Annotated in this window: 15 protein-coding genes; 11 read left to right on the top strand and 4 right to left on the bottom strand. The window is 51.0% G+C overall.

Features of this window, described 5'->3' with window-relative positions:
• Positions 1-33: 33 nt before the first annotated feature.
• From ACJJIW_RS06210 to ACJJIW_RS06225, 4 genes are all read left to right on the top strand, one after another.
• On the top strand, positions 34-1,065 hold the full coding sequence (locus ACJJIW_RS06210) for an efflux RND transporter periplasmic adaptor subunit (protein ID WP_444936919.1): 1,032 nt from the start codon (positions 34-36) through the stop codon (positions 1,063-1,065).
• Positions 1,066-1,111: 46 nt separating this feature from the next.
• Positions 1,112-1,807 carry an ABC transporter ATP-binding protein gene (locus ACJJIW_RS06215; RefSeq protein WP_282930547.1) on the top strand — a complete coding sequence of 232 codons (696 nt, stop codon included), beginning with the start codon at positions 1,112-1,114 and terminating at the stop codon, positions 1,805-1,807.
• A complete protein-coding gene (locus tag ACJJIW_RS06220) occupies positions 1,804-2,964 on the top strand; it encodes an ABC transporter permease (RefSeq protein WP_444936920.1) in 1,161 nt (386 codons plus the stop codon). The genes ACJJIW_RS06215 and ACJJIW_RS06220 overlap by 4 nt, the downstream gene beginning before the upstream one ends.
• Before the next feature lie 63 nt (positions 2,965-3,027).
• Positions 3,028-4,215 (top strand): ABC transporter permease, encoded by a 1,188-nt coding sequence (locus tag ACJJIW_RS06225; protein WP_444936921.1) that lies wholly within the window; start codon positions 3,028-3,030, stop codon positions 4,213-4,215.
• A 33-nt stretch (positions 4,216-4,248) separates the two neighbouring features.
• On the opposite strand, the gene ACJJIW_RS06230 is transcribed toward ACJJIW_RS06225, so the two are convergent.
• Positions 4,249-5,136 carry a lysophospholipid acyltransferase family protein gene (locus ACJJIW_RS06230; protein WP_444892439.1) on the bottom strand — a complete coding sequence of 296 codons (888 nt, stop codon included), beginning with the start codon at positions 5,134-5,136 and terminating at the stop codon, positions 4,249-4,251.
• A 159-nt stretch (positions 5,137-5,295) separates the two neighbouring features.
• On the opposite strand from ACJJIW_RS06230, the gene glyQ reads away from it, so the two are divergent.
• From glyQ to ACJJIW_RS06250, 4 genes are all read left to right on the top strand, one after another.
• Positions 5,296-6,252 carry a glycine--tRNA ligase subunit alpha gene (glyQ, locus tag ACJJIW_RS06235; protein WP_282930551.1) on the top strand — a complete coding sequence of 319 codons (957 nt, stop codon included), beginning with the start codon at positions 5,296-5,298 and terminating at the stop codon, positions 6,250-6,252.
• Complete coding sequence (gene glyS / locus ACJJIW_RS06240; RefSeq protein ID WP_444936922.1) at positions 6,252-8,333, top strand: glycine--tRNA ligase subunit beta; 2,082 nt, start codon at positions 6,252-6,254, stop codon at positions 8,331-8,333. The genes glyQ and glyS overlap by 1 nt, the downstream gene beginning before the upstream one ends.
• Before the next feature lie 56 nt (positions 8,334-8,389).
• Positions 8,390-8,941: a D-glycero-beta-D-manno-heptose 1,7-bisphosphate 7-phosphatase gene (gene gmhB / locus ACJJIW_RS06245; RefSeq protein WP_282930553.1), complete on the top strand. Its 552-nt coding sequence runs from the start codon at positions 8,390-8,392 to the stop codon at positions 8,939-8,941.
• Positions 8,942-9,242: 301 nt separating this feature from the next.
• Positions 9,243-12,224, top strand: coding sequence for a S8 family serine peptidase (locus ACJJIW_RS06250; protein WP_444936923.1), 2,982 nt, complete (start codon positions 9,243-9,245; stop codon positions 12,222-12,224).
• Positions 12,225-12,290: 66 nt separating this feature from the next.
• Here ACJJIW_RS06250 and ACJJIW_RS06255 read toward each other — a convergent pair whose 3' ends face one another.
• Positions 12,291-13,565 (bottom strand): serine hydrolase domain-containing protein, encoded by a 1,275-nt coding sequence (locus ACJJIW_RS06255; protein WP_282930554.1) that lies wholly within the window; start codon positions 13,563-13,565, stop codon positions 12,291-12,293.
• 426 nt (positions 13,566-13,991) lie between these two features.
• Positions 13,992-14,987 carry a GlxA family transcriptional regulator gene (locus ACJJIW_RS06260; protein WP_282930555.1) on the bottom strand — a complete coding sequence of 332 codons (996 nt, stop codon included), beginning with the start codon at positions 14,985-14,987 and terminating at the stop codon, positions 13,992-13,994.
• A 366-nt stretch (positions 14,988-15,353) separates the two neighbouring features.
• Here ACJJIW_RS06260 and ACJJIW_RS06265 point away from each other — a divergent pair, with 366 nt between their 5' ends.
• From ACJJIW_RS06265 to ACJJIW_RS06275, 3 genes are all read left to right on the top strand, one after another.
• Entirely contained in the window at positions 15,354-16,529 is a 1,176-nt protein-coding gene (locus ACJJIW_RS06265; RefSeq protein WP_444936924.1) for a class I SAM-dependent rRNA methyltransferase, read from the top strand.
• A gap of 159 nt (positions 16,530-16,688) precedes the next feature.
• The gene (locus ACJJIW_RS06270) at positions 16,689-17,132 is read left to right on the top strand and encodes a GNAT family N-acetyltransferase (RefSeq protein WP_282930557.1); all 444 of its coding nucleotides are present in this window, start codon (positions 16,689-16,691) and stop codon (positions 17,130-17,132) included.
• 128 nt (positions 17,133-17,260) lie between these two features.
• Positions 17,261-17,941: a phosphoadenosine phosphosulfate reductase domain-containing protein gene (locus ACJJIW_RS06275; protein ID WP_282930558.1), complete on the top strand. Its 681-nt coding sequence runs from the start codon at positions 17,261-17,263 to the stop codon at positions 17,939-17,941.
• A gap of 223 nt (positions 17,942-18,164) precedes the next feature.
• On the opposite strand, the gene ACJJIW_RS06280 is transcribed toward ACJJIW_RS06275, so the two are convergent.
• Entirely contained in the window at positions 18,165-18,671 is a 507-nt protein-coding gene (locus tag ACJJIW_RS06280) for an SRPBCC family protein (RefSeq protein ID WP_444892433.1), read from the bottom strand.
• Positions 18,672-18,698: the final 27 nt, after the last annotated feature.

Consider the following 18,698-nt stretch of genomic DNA (forward strand, 5'->3'; position numbering starts at 1 on the left):
GTTTACAGGAAGTAACTAATAAAAACAGGCTGTATGAGCAGAGATACTAGTGCGCTGCTCGGTCAACTCAAAATTGATCGGGAAACAGCGCCCGAACCCAGTTCCCCATCGCGCAAAGTTATATTGGCGGCATCTGTCGGCCTAGTTACTGGCATAGTTATAGGCCTTGCCGGCGCTTCTCTATTTGCAGAAGACAGTACACCAGTGCTCCCCCAAAGTAGCGAACCTCAAGCCAAGACTCTCAGCTTGATTCCCAGGGAGGAAAAATTTCACGAGACCATTCTTAATGCTTCCGGCTATATCACACCGAGGCGCATGGCTACGGTCTCTGCTGAAGTAATGGGCCTGATCAGTAGTGTGGATGTCGAAGAGGGAATGCAGGTCGAGGAGGGGCAGGTTCTGGCCCGCTTGGATGATGCCAAAGCGCGGGTCGCGCTGGATTTTGCCCAGGCACAAATTCAAGTGCTTGAAGCCAAGGAAGCGAGTATTCACGCGAAGTTAAAAGAGGCTGAACGCCAATATCGGCGTTTTGCCGGACTTCGAGACAAAAATTATTCCAGCAAAGCGCAGCTCACCCAAAGTGAATCCTCGGTAGAGGGGTTACGGGCAGACTTAAAAAGTGCCCGCGCCAATATTCAAGTCGCCATTCTTGAAGCTGAGAGGCAGCGCGAACGCCTGGCAGATCATATTATCCGCGCGCCTTTTGCCGGCGTAGTCACGACAAAAAATGCACAACCTGGCGAGATAGTTGCCCCCAGCTCTGCCGGCGGAGGTTTTACCCGCACTGGAATCTGTACCATCGTGGATATGAATTCACTCGAAATCGAAGTGGATGTGAACGAAGCCTTTATCGGCCGAGTTGCCAAGGGACAGAAAGTTAACGCCAACCTGGATGCCTATCCGAACTGGGACATCCCAGCTACCGTTATCGCCATCATTCCAACGGCCGATCGAGCCAAGGCGACTGTCCGGGTACGAATCGCTATCGATGACAAAGATGCCCGAATCCTGCCGGATATGGGCGTTAAAGTGGGCTTCCTCGCAGGCGAGGCCGCAGCTCCCTAGCAAACACCAATAAAAACACAACAGTATTTATAAGAGGGAATTTGAGATGTCAGAGGAAGTGTTGTTTCAGCTGAAGGATGTCAGCAAAAGTTTTACCAAGGGCAAAGAGACCATTTCCATTTTTGAATCCCTGAATATGGAAATTGATCGCGGTGATTTCGTTGCCATTATGGGGCCTTCGGGCTCCGGTAAAACAACGCTGTTAAATATGTTGGGCGGCGTCGATCAACCCAGCGGTGGAGAGATATGGTTTGACAGCGAGCGCATTGACTCCCTCAATGAAGGCGCCCTAACCCGCTGGCGAGCGAGAAATATTGGTTTCATTTTCCAATTTTACAATTTAATGCCGATGCTCAATGCCCAGCGCAATGTAGAGCTGCCGCTACTGCTGACAAATCTCTCCAAATCACAACGCCGCCACAATGTGGAAACCGCACTGGCCCTGGTGGGATTAAGTGATCGGGCAAAACATATGCCCAGTGAAATGTCCGGCGGGCAACAACAGCGTGTTGCCATCGCTCGCGCGATCGTTTCCGATCCAAAACTGATTCTGTGTGATGAGCCCACTGGCGACCTGGATCGGGCCACAGCAGATGAAATACTGGAAATGCTGCAATTGTTAAACCGCGATCACGGCAAAACCATCGTGATGGTTACCCATGATCCCGCGGCTGCAAGATACGCCAAGCGCACCCTGCATCTGGATAAAGGACAATTTGTGCAGAGGGAAATAGTGGCATGAGTGATTTTTATTTGGTTTTTAAAAATATGACAAGGAAGCCCTTGCGGCTATTCCTTACCTGCTTTGCTATTTTTATCGCCTTCTTGATTTTCGGTGCGGTTACCAGCCTCAAGTCCGCATTAAATTCCAGCGTGGAATTATCCGCTGATAATCGTCTGGTGGTATTCAATAGAATTAACTTTACCCAGTCACTACCCATTGCCTATGTGCAAAAGGTTGCAGCCGTCGAGGGAGTGAAACATGTAACTCATCTCAACTGGTTTGGCGGTTATTTTCAGGAACCCAGCCGGCAGGTCGTTTCAATGGCTGTAGATCCAGAATCCTATTTAAAAGTCTATGAAGAAATTGTTATTCCCGAGGAACAAAAGCAGGCTTGGTTTAACAATCGGCAAGGGGCTTTGGTTGGGGAAAAACTCGCGCAGATTTACGGCTGGAAAGTGGGCGATAGGATTCCTTTATCCTCCAATATTTTTTCGCACAAAGATGGTGGCTACACCTGGGAATTTGTGATTTCCGGGATTTTTAAAGGGGATACGGAACAGTACGATACACGCCAATTATTGTTTCATTATAAATATTTTATGGAGACACAGACTTTCGGTGGCGACTGGATTGGCTGGATGGCACTAACAACCGATGATCCCGCTATCAATGAAAACGTCGCAAAAACTATCGATGATAATTTTGCCAACTCGCAGAATGAAACCGATACCAGTACCGAGAAAGCATTTAATAAAGCCTTTATTGAACAAATCGGAAATATTGGCTTAATTATTTTTTCTGTGGTGTTTACTGCCTTTTTCACCATATTGGTAGTGGTTGGCAACACTATGGCGCTGGCTATTCGCGAGCGTACCAGGGAAATCGCCGTATTAAAAACCCTGGGTTTTTCCAGCACCCGTATTTTCCGAATGGTGCTGTCGGAGTCCCTGTTAATTGCCTTTGTCGGCGGCCTTTCCGGCCTGGCCGCAGCCTGGCTGCTGGTCGAAGGGGTAAAAACCTTCCTTGCCCGCTTTTTGCCTAACTTGATTTTGGATGGTGATATCGCCCTGCAAGCCATTCTATTTATGTTGTTGTTGGGTCTGATTACCGGGCTGATGCCAGCCTTTCAGGCTCTGCGACTCAACATAGTAACTGCATTTAACCGACAACAATAAACTGGTGCCCCACTGAAACTACACAATAGTTTTCACTGGGGAAGCCTTAAAGGAGAAGAAATTATGGGTTCTCTTATTGCACAAATTGTTTCGGTAACCCTGATGAATCTGGGCAGCCTGCGTCGACGCCTGTGGATGTCACTGGCCATGGTATTTGCCTCGGCAGTTGTCGTCGCAATCCTGCTGGCGTTTCTCGCTATGGCCAAGGGATTTGAGGCGACCATGAGTGGGGCCGGCTCCAGCCAGATCGCTATCCTGATGCGAGAGGGGGCTGCCAGTGAAATCAACTCTGTAATCTTGCAGGACCAGGTCAACCTGATTGCGGAATCGGCCGGTGTTGCCAGGGATACGAACAGCCCGGTGGTATCACCGGAGCTCTACGTTATTGTCGATGGCCTGAAGAAATCCACCGGCACCGAAGCCAATATCCCCCTGCGCGGTCTCAATGAAACCGGCATGGCCATGCGCAATAACATGCGTATGGTGGAGGGGCGAATGTTTACTCCCGGCACTAACGAAATGATTGTTGGTGAAGGGGTATTGCGTGAATTTAATGGTTTCGAAATCGGTAAAGAAGTGCGCTTTGGCAAAAACCTGTGGACAGTTGTTGGGGTCTTTTCCACAGGGGGTAATATATTTGAGAGCGAGCTGTGGGCAGATATCAAAATTATCCAAAGTCACTACAACCGGGGTAACAGCTACCAGTCAATCCGTTTGCAATTGGAGAATAACGGCGATCTCAAGCCCATTCAGGAAACCATTAAGCGCGAGCCCCGCCTGAATCTGGAAGCGCAAACCGAACAGGAGTACTTCGCCAGCCAGGGTAAACAGCTGCAATATATCGCTACTTTTGGCTGGATTATCAGCTCTGTGATGGCGCTAGGCGCATTGGCCGGGGCGCTCAACACCATGTATACCTCGGTAGCGGACCGGGCTCGTGAAATCGCTACTTTGCGCGCGTTGGGATTCAGCAACTTCTCCGCGTTCTGCGGCACTATTGCTGAGGCCATGGTTTTAGCTGTTGCCGGCGGGCTTTTGGGTTCCCTGGCTGCTTACCTGTTTTTCGACGGTCTCAACACCTCAACTCTGGGAGGCAGTTTTACCCAGGTGGTGTTCAGTTTTGAGATGTCCCCAGACCTGTTTGTGCAGGGCGCCGTATTGGCGCTGGTGATCGGTTTTATCAGCGGCTTCTTCCCAGCCTGGCGCGCGGCACGCATGCCGGTTGTGGTCGCTTTCCGGCACGCGACTTAAATAATTTTATGTGGGGGCTTCTATGAAGAGCCCCTACTTTTTCTTGCGGTAAATTTTACTCTTGCCTTCCGGCTGTTTCCTGAAGCGCTTGTATTCCCACTGATACTGCTCTGGTGCCTGGGCAATACAGGCCTCCACTCCCCGATTCATCGCCGCCAGGGAAACTTTCTGCTCATCGCTATAAATGGCCTTTTCCGCAGGAACAAATACCAGCTCAAATCCACCTTCAACGCGCTTGCCGAAACCAAACACCACATGGCAATTAGTGCGCTGTATCAAATTGTGAACCAAGGTCATCGTCAATGCGGGGCGCCCAAAGAAAGGAGCAAAATCGCCGCCCATATCCGGCTCCTGATCGGGAAGTATCAGGGCAAAATTACCGGCTTTGAGAGCCTTAAGTAGCGAGCGAACCCCATGTACGTTGGTGGGAACCATCTTGCCACCAGTCACTTCCCGCCCATTGCGAATAACCGGGTCCAAAGCTTCAATTTTGGGAGGCTGGTATAGCACTGTGCAGGGAGCCAGGGTGCCTACATGCAATCCAAAAATTTCCCAATTGCCCGTATGCGGCATCAGTACAATTGTGCCGGTCCTGCCTTCTTCACTCCCGTCGAGCAAGTGCTGGTTGCGCACTCCCACAATCGCATTCTTACTTTTGGCCCAGGGGGTGTTCCATAGGGCCGCCATCTCAAAGCCGGTCATTGCAGTACCGATCACGCTCTCTCTGGCGAGCCGTTCGCGCTGCTTTGGGTCCATGGCCGGATAGCACAACTCCAGGTTTATACGGCTCAGGCGCAGCCCCTCGGAGCGCGTCCACACAGCAATTTTGCCAACGAGTAAACCGAGGTGTCGCGACCAAGACAACGGCAGTTTGCCAATGATTTTCAGTGCCCCTACTGCAAGGCGCCCTTTAATATCCACTGAATTACTTCCTATCCACAAAAGCCATTTTGAGACGGCTATCTAGTTCGAGAATGAACATTGACACCTCCGAAGCGGCTATAGCGCTTTAAGCACAGGAGCCGCTGCCGCTATAATTGCGTCCCTTTGCCCACAGCAGATACTGATCCGGAGATAGCGGTGTCCAAGCAATACGATCTCAGTACCTTTCAGGGACTCATTTTTGCCCTGCAGGATTATTGGGCGCGCCAAGGGTGCGTCATTCTACAGCCTCTGGATATGGAAGTGGGCGCCGGCACCTTTCATCCAGCGACCTTCCTCCGTGCCATAGGCCCGGAAAACTGGAATGCGGCCTATGTACAGCCCTGCCGCCGCCCTACCGATGGCCGCTACGGCGAGAACCCCAACCGCCTTCAGCACTACTACCAATACCAGGTAGTAATGAAACCATCCCCGGACAATATCCAGGAATTGTACCTCGATAGCCTTCGCGCCATGGGCGTAGATCCCGCTGTCCACGATATTCGCTTTGTTGAGGACAACTGGGAATCCCCAACCCTGGGCGCCTGGGGCCTCGGCTGGGAAGTTTGGCTGAATGGTATGGAAGTTACCCAGTTCACCTACTTCCAGCAGGTTGGCGGCCTCGAGTGCTACCCAGTTACCGGCGAGATCACCTACGGTCTTGAGCGTATCGCCATGTATCTGCAAGGTGTCGAGTCTATCTACGATTTAGTGTGGACCCGCAACCCGGATGGCAGCCCCGTCACCTACGGCGACGTTTTCCATCAGAACGAAGTGGAAATGTCCCACTACAACTTTGAACACGCCGATGTGGAGTTCCTGTTCGCGACCTTCGATCACTGCGAGCGCGAGAGCACACGCCTGATTGAGCTGGGCCTGCCGCTCCCCGCTTACGAGCAAGTTATGAAGGCCTCCCACGCCTTCAACCTTCTGGATGCGCGCCACGCCATCTCAGTGACTGAGCGCCAGCGCTATATCCTGCGCGTACGAACCCTGGCCCGCGCCGTGGCACAGGCTTACTACGATGCGCGCCGCGCCTTAGGCTTCCCCATGGCAGATGAAGCACTGCGGGCAGATATTTTGGCGGAAGACATCGAGCAAGAGGAGAAGCAGTAATGGCTCAGGATTTTCTGGTAGAGCTGGGCACCGAAGAGCTGCCGCCCAAGGCGTTACACAAATTAATGATCGCTTTCGCCGATGGTATTACCCAGGGCCTCAAAGGCGCCGAGTTGTCTTTTGGCGAAGTTAAAGCCTACGCAGCCCCCCGTCGCCTGGCCGTAGCAGTATTCGGTTTGGCAGATAAGCAGCAAGACAAACAAATTGAAAAGCTGGGCCCGGCTGTCAAAGCCGCTTTCGATAAAGAGGGTAAGCCCAGTAAAGCCGCTGAGGGGTTCGCCCGCAGCAACGGCGTAACTGTTGAAGAGCTGGGACGCAAAGAGACCGACAAAGGCGAGCGCCTGGCCTTTATCAGCGAGCAGAAAGGCGCTGAAACCGAATCCCTGTTAGCGGGCATTGTCGAGAAGGCATTGGCTCAACTGCCAATTCCCAAGCGTATGCGCTGGGGGGCGCGCCGCGAGGAGTTCGTGCGCCCGGTGCACTGGCTCGTCATGCTGTTTGGCAACAAGGTAGTCAACGGTGAAGTACTCGGCTTAAAAGCCGGTAACACCAGCCGCGGTCATCGCTTCCACTGCAATCGCGAGCTGGAGATCCACTCCGCCCACGACTATGCACAGGTTCTGCGCGAACCCGGCTACGTAATGGCTGACTTCGCCGAGCGCCGCGAAGCCATTCGCGCCCAGGTGATCGCCGAAGCCAACAACGTCAATGGTGAAGCGGTCATCGATGACGATCTGCTCGACGAAGTGACTGCACTGGTTGAATGGCCTGTAGCCCTCACCGGTCGCTTCGAAGAGCGCTTCCTAGAAGTACCCGCTGAAGCCCTGATCTCCTCCATGAAGGAGCACCAGAAATATTTCCATGTGGTAGATGAAGATGGCCAATTGCTGCCTTTCTTTATCACCGTGTCCAATATCGAGAGCCAGGATGCCGCCCAGGTTATCCACGGCAATGAGCGCGTAATCCGTCCGCGCCTGGCGGATGCCGCCTTCTTCTTTGAGACCGACAAAAAGACCAGCCTGGAATCACGCCGCGAGAAACTGCGCCAAATCGTGTTCCAGCAGCACCTGGGTAGCGTCTACGACAAGACTGAACGGGTAGCCGCCCTCGCCCGCACCATCGCTGAGAAAACCGGAAGCAACGGCGACTGGGCCGAGCGCGCCGGCCGCCTGTGCAAGTCGGACCTGGTTACCGAGATGGTGTTCGAGTTTGCCGATATGCAGGGCATCGCCGGCTACTACTACGCCGAAAATGACGGCGAGCCGTTGGATGTGGCCAAGGCCATGTACGAGCAGTATATGCCCAAGTTTGCCGGTGATGAGCTGCCCGCCAGCGACACCGGCACTGTAATCGCCCTGGCGGATCGCCTGGATACTTTGGTCGGCATCTTCGGCATAGGCCAACCCCCCAGCGGCTCCCGCGACCCCTTCGCCCTGCGCCGCGCCAGCCTGGGGATCATCCGTATTCTCGTAGAGAAGCGTCTCGACCTGGACCTGCGCGAATTGCTGGAATTGGCCCGCGACAACTACCCGCGCACCGCCCTGGGTGAATATGACAAGGTGGTGGAGCAAACTCTGCAGTATGTACTGGAGCGCTTCCGCGCCCGTTACGAAGATCAGGGTATCGCCACCGAAGTATTTATGTCCGTTGCCGCGCGCAAGCTGTCGCGCCCGCTGGATATCGACAACCGCGTGCACGCGGTCAACGCGTTTAGCCAGCTGCCGGAGTCCGGTGCTTTGGCCGCCGCCAACAAACGCGTTTCCAATATCCTCGCCAAATTAGACAGTGCTGTACCCAGCAGTGTTGATGAAGCTCTGTTGCAGGAAGAGGCGGAAAAGGCTCTCTTCGCCGCAGTACAGGTTGCCCGCACAGAAGTCGAGCCCCTGTATAGCGATGCGCTCTTCGCCGAGGGCCTCGCCGGTCTGGCTGGCCTGCGTGAAACCGTAGACAGCTTCTTCGACCACGTGATGGTAATGAGTGACGACGAGCAACTGCGCAACAACCGCCTGGCCCTATTGGCCCAGCTGCGCGCACTGTTCCTCGAAGTTGCCGATATTTCCCTACTGGTTCCTGCCAAGTAATGACTTGCAGAGGCGGGGCATTAAACCCCCGCCTCGCAAATCAGGGAGATACTAATATGGCAATTATCATTCTCGGCCGCGACGGGGTGATCAACGAAAATCCCGATAAATTCGTCAAATCCGCCGACGAATGGCAGCCCCTGCCCGGCAGTATTGAAGCACTGGCAGCGCTCAGTCAGGCCGGCCATCAACTGGTGATAGCCACCAACCAGAGTGGCCTGGCGCTGGGCCAATTTGATCTGGATGACCTGGAAGAAATGCACGCTAAAATGCGTACTCAGGTGGAAGATGCCGGTGGCGAAATCGCCGCTATTTTCTACTGTCCCCACGGCCCTGAAGATAATTGCCGCTGCCGCAAACCCCTGGCGGGTCTGCTAGATGCAATCGAAGCGGAATTTGATACCAGCCTGCACGACTGTTATTTGGTTGGAGATAAGCTGGCAGATCTTTATCTGGCGTTAGAGAAGGGGTGTAAACCCGTTCTGGTAAAAACCGGTGCAGGTGATCAGACTTTACAGCACCTAATCGAGCAGCCGGATCCCCGCCTAACCACCACCTCAGTTTTCGCTGATTTGGCGCACTTTTCAAAATATCTCCTCCCCCAGTAAATCTCTCACCGGTACCCCTGCAAGATTAATTGTGCGCCATATTTCGAACTTAGTGCACTGTGTTCGACACAACACGTTTATCCGCCCGCCAAGTTATTGAGTTGCACGACACATTCCTATAAAAGCGATTGGCGGGAGGGCGAGCCCATAGTTGTATCAGCACGTTGTGCCAAGCCATGGATGGGCAAGGCTTGAGTGACGCTCTAAGTGGTTCTGCCAGGGAAATGGAGTATTGCCCTGGTGGAGAGCTCTTTTAAGCCTTTTGTTGCCGCCTGCACAAAACAACAAAAGGGATATTCCAATGAAAAGAAAAATTCTTTCTGCCCTGACAGCAGGTATATTGCTATCCAGCAGCGTACTTGCTGATTCAGCTGCGGAGAAGTTTGCCCCGAGTCAGGAAAAAACAAAAAAAATCTATATTGTTCAACTTGATGGTGAGCCTCTAACCTCTTATAGCGGCACCATCCCGGGCTTATCAGCTACCAAACCGGCCAACCGTGGCAAACTCGACCCTCAAAGCAGTAGCTATCAACACTACTCTGACTTTCTTAGATCGCGGCGGGAGCAGGTTCTATCCACAATCCCCAACGCGCGCACAGTTCACGAATATGACACCGCATTTAATGGCTTCGCTGCGGTAATGAGTGAAAAAGAAGCAGCTGCACTTCGCGGCCGCGCTGACGTCAAAGGGGTTTGGGAAGATGAACTATTAAAACCCCATACCGATTCCACTGCGGATTTCCTCGGTATCACAGATATGCCCAGCCCCTGGCTCTGGGGCATTACCGGCGAAAATATAGTAGTGGGTATTATCGACTCCGGTATTCACCCGGAGCACGAAAGCGTCGCCGACATAGCGACACCCTTGCAAGGCAACTTGGGAGCCCATGTTCCTTACGGTTCAATTCCCGAGTCCTTTACAGGCGAAGGCTGTGAATTCGGTAACAGCGACCAAAACCCCAATGATGCCGCATTTACTTGTAACAACAAGCTGATTAAAGCCAAGTCTTTTTCCGATGCATTTCTGGCCAATAAAGAGTTGGCGGACTATGAATTCCTTTCAGCCAGAGATGCAGATGGGCATGGGACTCATACCGCCACAACGGCCGCCGGTAACTATGGCGTTACTACTCCAGACGGGAAAACCCTTACCGGAATGGCACCGCGAGCCCGCATTGCAGTGTATAAAGTTTGCTGGGATGCTCCTGACCCGGACGATAGCGGTTGCTCTTCGGCCGACTCAATGGCCGCTATTGATGAGGCCGTAGCCGATGGTGTCGACGTAATCAACTATTCGATCGGTGGCTCTGGTACTACTTTTAGTGGTGCCGATGACATCGCATTCCTATTTGCTGCAGATGCCGGCGTTTTTGTCGCCACATCTGCCGGAAATAACGGGCCTGGCCCAGAGACCATGGGTACCCCTTCAGGGATACCTTGGATAACCGCAGTCGGCGCTTCTGAAGATGACCAGAGCTTTGGCTTAGCCCTACAAGTATCCTCACCAGAGTCGGTTTCCGGCATTTACGAGGGGCGTGAGGGCAATGGCACAGTAAGCCTTGAAGAGGTTGGAGCAGTATCTGCTGAGGTTGTTCTCAGTGAGCCGTTAGAAGCTTGTACTGAAGTTACTAACAGCGAATCTTTGGAGGGCAGTATTGCCCTGGTGAGACGTGGAGGTTGCTCCTTTACTGATAAATATAATAATGCGGCCGATGCCGGCGCTGTAGCTATCGTAGTTTACAATGATGGTACTGCCGATGACCGCATCAATCCGATCACGATGTCGGCCCCGGATACTCGCATTCCCGGCATGATGATTTCTTTCTACGAAGGCGAGACTCTTGCAGCCAGTGGCGGAGTTTCCGGAGTTATTGATCCGTCTCAGTTGATTGCCAGGGAAGACCGCGTCGCAAACTTTTCATCCCGCGGCCAGAACGGTGGGGCGCCGGATATTATCAAACCGGATATCAGTGCCCCCGGGGTTGGCATTATCGCGGGAATTTCTCCGGTATTAAGTGGAGGAGAACTGTTTGGGGCTCTGAGTGGCACTTCCATGGCGAGCCCGCACGTGGCCGGCGTAATGGCCTTGTTAAAGCAGGCTAACCCGCACTGGAGCCCGGCAATGGCCAAATCCGCACTGATGACGACTGCGCGCAATGATTTGCGTAAGTCTTACGGGTTAGCGGATGCAACACCATTCGATATGGGTGCCGGTGCCATAGTGCCCCGTGACGCCTTCAAGCCAGGTCTGGTTTACGACGCGGGCTTTAATGATTATCTCGCCTTCCTTTGCGGCGCTGAACTCCAACCCGAGTTGGTCGATAGTGCAACCTGTGATGCGTTGACGTCCTTGGGATACTCTATCGATTCCAGCGACCTGAACCTCGCTTCTATGGGAGTCGCTGACCTGCTCGGCAGCCAGACCATCAAACGCCGGGTTACCAGCGTCGCTCCCGGCCAGCGTTGGTATTGGGCATCCATCAACGCACCACTCGGTATCGATGTAGATATCAATCCGAAAGTTCTGCGCCTCAGGGAGGGGGAGAGTGCTGAGTTTGAAGTAACCTTCACCGCCACAGAGTCCGCCGAAATGAATACTTGGGTTTTTGGCGACCTCACTTGGCAATCCGTGGGGTCTCAGATTAGCGTGCGCAGCCCAATTGCTATTCGCCCTGTTCCGCTAGCTGCACCCCAGCAATTAACTGGCAGCGGCACCAATGGCAACCTCGATCTCAATGTGGGCTTCGGCTACAACGGTGATTTCCAGGTGAATGTCACTGGCCTGGCAGAGGGTGAGGCCACTACAACCACTGTTGAAGATGGCGATGTTCAAGTAATTTTCTTTGATATACCTGAAGGAACAGAGCTTGCGCATATCGCTATGTATGATGCCGATGTGGGCGACGGTAGCGGAAGTGACGACCTGGACCTGGAAGTTTATGGCCCAGCGCCAAACTATCCCGAAGTCGGTACCAGCGGCAGCGCCACTTCCGCAGAGTCAGTTTCCCTGGCTAACCCCTCTCCCGGTCAATATGCAGCCGTTGTTGTCGATTATGCGACATCCGCCGGCCCCACCAATTTCAGCTTATTCAATTTTAATCTGAACGGGGACAATGGAAATACCGCAGTGGATGCGCCGGCTCAAGCACAGATTGGCGGAACTGGGGTAGTTTCTTTGGAGTGGATGAACATTACTCCCAATACCCGCCATCTTGGTATTTTGGCTCATGGTGACGGAGAAAAAGAATTTTCCGAAACTCAGGTCATGATTAATACTCAATAGGCCTCACACGCTAATAATTGATGGTAAGAAGTGAAAGTCAAAACCGGCCGGAGTTTGGCCGGTTTTTTATTCGCAATTGAGTGTATTCTGCTGATGAATAAAAGCGCTCGCTATGTCTAGGGATACTCGACCAAAGTCCCAAAAATCTTTTGTCTTTCGATTGATATTCACAGCAACAGAAAGCTGATATTCCGGTAATATCATTAACCAACTCTGACTGCCACGACTAACTCCGCCGTGATTGGCCACTTTTGTTAATCCTACCTCAGGGATTTCTACTTCAGTCACCCGCCAACCCAAGGCATAGTTTTGTTCATTCACTTCACCATTGGCCAATTTTTGTGGCGCCCAAAATATCTCACGGACTCCTGGGGACAAGTAGTCTGCTTTCAGGAACTGAGCCCCCAGTCTCACCAAGTCACTGGGTGTGGAAATAAAGCCTCCCCCCGGCAGGCGATGACTTAAATCCACTGGACGCCATTCCCGCAGGCGAAGGGCACTGCCAGACAAGCCATTACTTTTGTAGAAACGAGCAATATTACGTTCTATATCACCATTCAGTGGCGATACCTCTGTGCTGTTCATTCCGCTAAGCGTAAATACCTCATCATGCATCACTTCCAGGTAAGGTTTGTCCTCAGCACCAGCCAAAACGGCTCCCAGAAGAACTGTGCCCAAAGTACTGTAATAAAAATCGGTACCCGGTTCGAAAAGTAATTCACTAGCATCAAAAATTCCAAGAGCCCGATACATATCCTCATAGTGAACATCCAGTGCCAGAGTTTGATACAACCCCAGCCAATCGGAGTTCTTTTTATAATGTGGCAAGCCAGACATATGGGAGGCCAATTGGCGCGGGGTCATTGACGCCCAATCGGGGTTTGGTAAGGGTTCCAAATAATTTGAGATAGATTTATCCAGATCAATAGCCCCCCTCTGTACCAAACGCGCCAATGCGGTTCCTGTTAAAGCCTTAGAGGTGCTACCAATACGAAAGCGAGTCTCTGTAGAAACAGGTACTCGCTCTTCTAAATCGGCCCAGCCGGCGGCCCCTGCCCAAACTACTGCACCACAAGCAGATACTGCCGCAGAAATTGCCGGAGCACCGATTTTCTCACGATGATCTTCAATTGCTTTAAGCGATTGCCCTGCGGCAAGCTGCAATCCAATATCGGAAAGTTCTTGCGTGGACGGCGCTTTTGTAGGTAGAGCCTGCCACCCCAATGGACTTAACGGCACTGCATTTAGTGACCAGGCATAGAATTGATAAACTGGCCAAAACATATAAGTAAAACCACACAGAAGTGTGGCCACGCTCATCAATATGAGCTTACGTCTCATACCCCCTCCGAATTAAGCTTTAGGTCTGTTGCCCGATTTAAAAGCAAGCTTGACACAATTAAAAGTGTCGCAGGAGACACATTTACGACCAATTCCGACACGATTTTAGGTCGGCCCTAGGTCTCAAATTTTATTCTATTCCCATGCTTCCTATGCGGTGAACAATATCGAAATTTATTTTTAGATTTTTCCATAAAGAAGTATTTCATTGGCAAACTAATAAACTCTAGCGCCATTAGGGTATTCATAGGTTTACCTCCAACTCAGTAAATTTTCTCTAAAGTTGAAAACTAACCTTCAATAAACAATTATTAAAAATTCCGTTTGGGAGAGATTTAAAGAATCATTTACTTTTTAACTAGGCTAAATATAAATCTCCCAAATTAAATATTAACAATTGGCTGCAAGTAATTAATAATTATATTTTTAGTGAAAACGCTTTCGATATTCACTCGGCAAAATACCCTTATGCTTTTTAAAGGCTCTTCTCAATTGCTCTTGGGATTGAAAACCACATAGTTTTGCGACCTTCTCCTGAGATTGATTTTGCTCAGAAAACAACTGACATGCTCTTTCCACTCTTATCTGTTCAAGAAAGCGGGCGGGTGTCACACCAAGTTCACGTACAAAAGTACGAGCAAAATTTCGCGGACTCATTGCCGCCTCTTGAGCCAGCCTTTCTACAGTGATTAGTTGCTCTATATTTTGGTACATCCACTCAATTAAAGCCGCAAAACGATCGCTATTTATCTGATTCTCCAAACGAACACTGAACTGCTGCTGCCCACCATCCCGTTTTAGATACAGTACAAGGATACGCGCTAGATTAAGCGCCAAGCCCCGCCCATGATCTTCTTCAATCATGGACAGAGCCAGATCTATTCCTGCTGTGATACCTGCAGAGGTGTAGACATTACCATCGCGTACAAAAATCGCATCTGGATCAACTTCAATTTCAGGAAATGTTTGCAGTGTCGGCACATCCGCCCAGTGTGTTGTAGCCCGCCGGCCATTAAGGACACCAGCTCTGGCAAGTATTAGGGCTCCGCTGCATATCGACCCAATTCGAGCCACTTTTGCCTGCTGTCCGGCCAACCATTTAAGAAATGTGCTATTCGAGCAAGCCTCTAGGCAAGACTCTGGAGGCAAACCACTAACTAGCAGTGTGTGGATATCTTTGACATCTTCAAAGGCCTGGTCAATGTAGAGTTTGATACCAGTTGATGTTTTAACTGGGCCCGAATCTAGCCCCACAAGCTGGATTTCATAATAGTCATTGGTAAAGCGCCCTTGTGAGCGAAGCTGATCATTCGCTAGAGCAAAGACCTCCAAGGGGCCAGTGATATCCAAGCTGGTTGCCCCTGGGCAGACCACCATGGCGACCTTTCTAACTTCACTTTTTGTTTGTTGGCGCTTATTCATCTCGGCAGTTTTCCACAGTGTTTGGGTGACAAGAATGACGTATTGGCGCTAAATTCTGCCATTTTCAGTCACTTTAGACACCCTTCACAGAAACTTTGAGGGCACTTCTCCTGACTGTAGGCGTTTTAAGCTTCAAGAGTTTGTGTGTATTTCATTGATATTCGCCCTCAGTATCAAGCGATGATCTATGCAGATAGGCTGTTCTATTTCTGAGCATGATAAATCCTTCATTTTCATTTGCTTGCACAAATTCTTTACCAAAGCCCAGTGATAGACACCTCCTAGGTACTGGAATCCAGACTTGACCTTCACCTTGGAGTCCGCACAATTGGCCCCAATTTTGTACCCATTGACGGAGATTCCCTTTTGGTGGAGTTGATTCTAAACCGAGGCGCAGAGCGTCGACTCAAGCGCGGCCACTTGTGGATTTACAGTAATGAGGTGGATACCAAGCGCTCCCCACTGAAGGGAATTGATGCGGGTAGCCAGTGCCAAATCCACGATAGCCAAGGCAAGTTACTTGGCACTGCTTTTGTAAATCCGAGCCAGCTAATTTGTGGCCGAATAGTCAGCCGAACTATTGATTTTTCCAAGGATACTGTTTGTGAGCGCATACAAACTGCTTTTGGGCAACGCCAACGGTACTTTTCCCATCCCAGCTACCGGATGGTATACGGTGACTCTGACTGGCTTCCGGGCTTGGTAGTGGACAGGTTTGGGGATTATTTAGTAGTCCAGGTCAGCAATTGGGGAATGGAGCGCTACCAACAAACGATTGTGGATAAGTTGGTCGAGATGGTTAACCCCAAAGGCATCCTGCTGCGCAATGACCATCAGGGTCGCGCAGTTGAAGATATGCCGCTGGTACACACTGTGGCCTTTGGAGATGTACCCGAGATGGTCCCGTTCGAGGAGAACAGCGTTCCACTTCTGGCCCCGGTACACCAGGGGCAGAAAACCGGTTGGTTTTACGACCACCGGGAAAACCGCAGGCTATTGAATCGCTGGGTCAACGGCAAAAGAGTATTAGATCTGTTTTCCTACGCAGGCGGTTGGGGTATTCAGGCACTGGCCAATGGTGCGGCAGAGGTAGTGTGCGTAGACGCCTCACAGCAGGCCTTGGACTGGTGTTTGCTCAATGCGGATCACAATGGATTCGCCGACAAGCTCAAAACCATCCAGGGTAAGGCACTGGATGTCCTCAAAGGGTTGGTCGCAGAGGGGGAGAGGTTTGATGCGATTGTGCTCGACCCACCGGCTTTTATTAAGCGGAGGAAAGATCATAAAGCCGGCTTGGCGGCCTATCGCCATATCAATGAACTCGCAATGCGTTTGTTGGCGAAGGATGGGCTGTTAGTAAGCGCTTCCTGCTCTATGCATCTGCAATCCGATGAGCTTCTCGACTGTGTGCGTGGCGCCGCGCACCGATTGGGGCGCAAGGCGTCAATTCTGGCCAGTGGTGGCCAGGGCGCAGACCACCCAGTCCACCCAGCAATCCCTGAGACCAATTACTTAAAGGCGCATTTCGTCCATCTGGGCTAGTCCCACCTTCAATTCATGCTATCCCCGGCGGACTGTATCCACAGCTCAGTCCGCTCTTCCTTCAAATTGATGTAAGTACTCACTTCTTACAATGGGTTTTTTGGGATGTGGCGCCCTTTTTGACTAGGATTTGCCCAATTGTTCAGGATGGTGCTTGTTATGCTTCGAGCCGTAAAAGACACAGATCTGGATCGACTTGAGCAGCTCTGGTTGCACTCTGCGGCTCACTCCCACCCCTCTCTTCCACGTCAATTTTGGCTGGACCGCAGCCACCAATTCCGCCTGGACCACCAGGGCTCCAAACGCTGTATCGTGTTTACTGATCGACACGCAGCTGTGGCTGAAGCATTTATTACTATTACCAAGAATTATCGACTGGCTTACCTGTGCGTCAGCCCGCTATTTTCAAACTGCGGCATAGGTGCTCAATTGATATCAAAAGCGAGTCGGGGGCTCCCTAGGCTCCAGGCTGAACTCCTCAGAGAGAACCTACGCACACGTTACTTTCTCCAAAAGCATGGGTTTGTCGAAAGTGACCGCCACTATGAGGCCGAATACGGTCAACATATACTCGTGATGTCACATGACGCAGCTTTCACTTAGCACATCGAAGGTGAGAAAGCCGCTACTTATAACTTTAACTTCTTGAATCACTTCTTTTTATTGTTTCTACGCGACTCTTGAACCGGGTAGCATGCCTCCATCATAATTTTCCTGAGCGCTGAATTTTTATGGGACGCAACGCTTCCAGCCAAACTTTACAGCCTATTCCAGAACGCACCTTCCATCACGATGCGGATCTGGGGTCCATGAACCTTCGTTTCGCTGGCGCCAAGCCAAGCGAAATTATGCAGTTCACCATGGAACACGCTCAGAACCCGGTGGTTTTTACTAATTTCCGCCCATTGGCAATAGCCTTTCTTCACTTGGTTACCCGCGCCAAACCGGATATCCCGGTAATTTGGGTGGATCACGGCTATAACACCCCGGAAACCTATCGCCATATCGAAAACGTGGTCAAATCTCTCGATTTGAACCTGCGCACCTACTCACCGAAGATGTCCGCGGCCCACTACAACGCTGTGTACGGGGGAATCCCGCAGCTGGACACCCCAGAGCATGACTTCTTCTCCAGGACCGTTAAATTGGAGCCGTTTAACCGCGCTATGCAGGAATTGCAGCCGGATGTATGGCTAAACGGTATCCGCCACGACCAGAACTCGCACCGCAAAAACCTGGATATTTTCACCCAGGGCAACCACGGAACTATTCGAGTGGCACCGATGTTCCACCTGAAGGAAATCGATGTGGAAGAGTATGTTTACGAGAATGATCTTCCCGATAACGATATTTATTTTGATCCAACTAAAGGTGAGGAGCACCGGGAGTGCGGATTGCTGTTGGAAAAATAGAATGGACTACTCGGCGAGGACTAGCGTACTTCGCCTATCTCTTTAACAAGGCCCTCTATCCCAGCCGTTTATAAAGTAAATACTTTTTACGTATTTACCGAATAATAAAATCTATTACAAATAGGCGAGTCTCGACTCGCTGTATTTTTTTCAAAAAGGAGACTCTTCAATTTACTTCCGCGTAAATCCAGAAGAGTCCTTAAATTACTTATCATGCGATAGGCTAGGCGACTGCCCCTTTTGCAAGATGACCTCCTTTTTCCATATATATTTTCAGGTCCTTCAGCATTTGCTCAAATTGAGAGCCAGTCATCTTCTTCACCACAGGACTCAACACGCCTCCTAAAGCATTTAACTCCATATTTGCAGTGAAATTCACTGTTGTGCCTCCACCAACAGAGGGGCTTAATTTAAATTGAGATAAACTCTTTTTAACGGGGAATCCCGGTGGCGTATTTTTGGTTTCAACCGAGACATCCAGTTCATAGTTTTTCTCATCAAACCTTGTAATAGTTTCATCTGCGACAAGACCCGACGGTCCCTTATTTGTCAGCACACAAACCCGGCCTTCTACACTCGCATTTTCAACGGGTTTTCCATCCTTAGCGAAGGAGTGAGGGATTAACGTCATCCACTCGTAAGCTGTATCAAAATCAACGGCGAGGACCTTCCAGACCTCATCAATTGGGCGGTTAATTGCGATTTCTCGGTTTACTTGTGCTTCTTTCATCTCTGATCTCCTGGGTTTCTCTACGGG

The organism is Microbulbifer maximicatervae (SeqCode) (genome assembly GCF_052467815.1).

Coding starts and splice junctions, on each gene's coding strand:
- ACJJIW_RS06210 (WP_444936919.1), top strand. CDS start 34: ATGAGCAGAGATACTAGTGCGCTGCTCGGTCAACTCAAAATTGATCGG.
- ACJJIW_RS06215 (WP_282930547.1), top strand. CDS start 1,112: ATGTCAGAGGAAGTGTTGTTTCAGCTGAAGGATGTCAGCAAAAGTTTT.
- ACJJIW_RS06220 (WP_444936920.1), top strand. CDS start 1,804: ATGAGTGATTTTTATTTGGTTTTTAAAAATATGACAAGGAAGCCCTTG.
- ACJJIW_RS06225 (WP_444936921.1), top strand. CDS start 3,028: ATGGGTTCTCTTATTGCACAAATTGTTTCGGTAACCCTGATGAATCTG.
- glyS (WP_444936922.1), top strand. CDS start 6,252: ATGGCTCAGGATTTTCTGGTAGAGCTGGGCACCGAAGAGCTGCCGCCC.
- gmhB (WP_282930553.1), top strand. CDS start 8,390: ATGGCAATTATCATTCTCGGCCGCGACGGGGTGATCAACGAAAATCCC.
- ACJJIW_RS06250 (WP_444936923.1), top strand. CDS start 9,243: ATGAAAAGAAAAATTCTTTCTGCCCTGACAGCAGGTATATTGCTATCC.
- ACJJIW_RS06255 (WP_282930554.1), bottom strand. CDS start 13,565: ATGAGACGTAAGCTCATATTGATGAGCGTGGCCACACTTCTGTGTGGT.
- ACJJIW_RS06260 (WP_282930555.1), bottom strand. CDS start 14,987: ATGAATAAGCGCCAACAAACAAAAAGTGAAGTTAGAAAGGTCGCCATG.
- ACJJIW_RS06270 (WP_282930557.1), top strand. CDS start 16,689: ATGCTTCGAGCCGTAAAAGACACAGATCTGGATCGACTTGAGCAGCTC.
- ACJJIW_RS06275 (WP_282930558.1), top strand. CDS start 17,261: ATGGGACGCAACGCTTCCAGCCAAACTTTACAGCCTATTCCAGAACGC.
- ACJJIW_RS06280 (WP_444892433.1), bottom strand. CDS start 18,671: ATGAAAGAAGCACAAGTAAACCGAGAAATCGCAATTAACCGCCCAATT.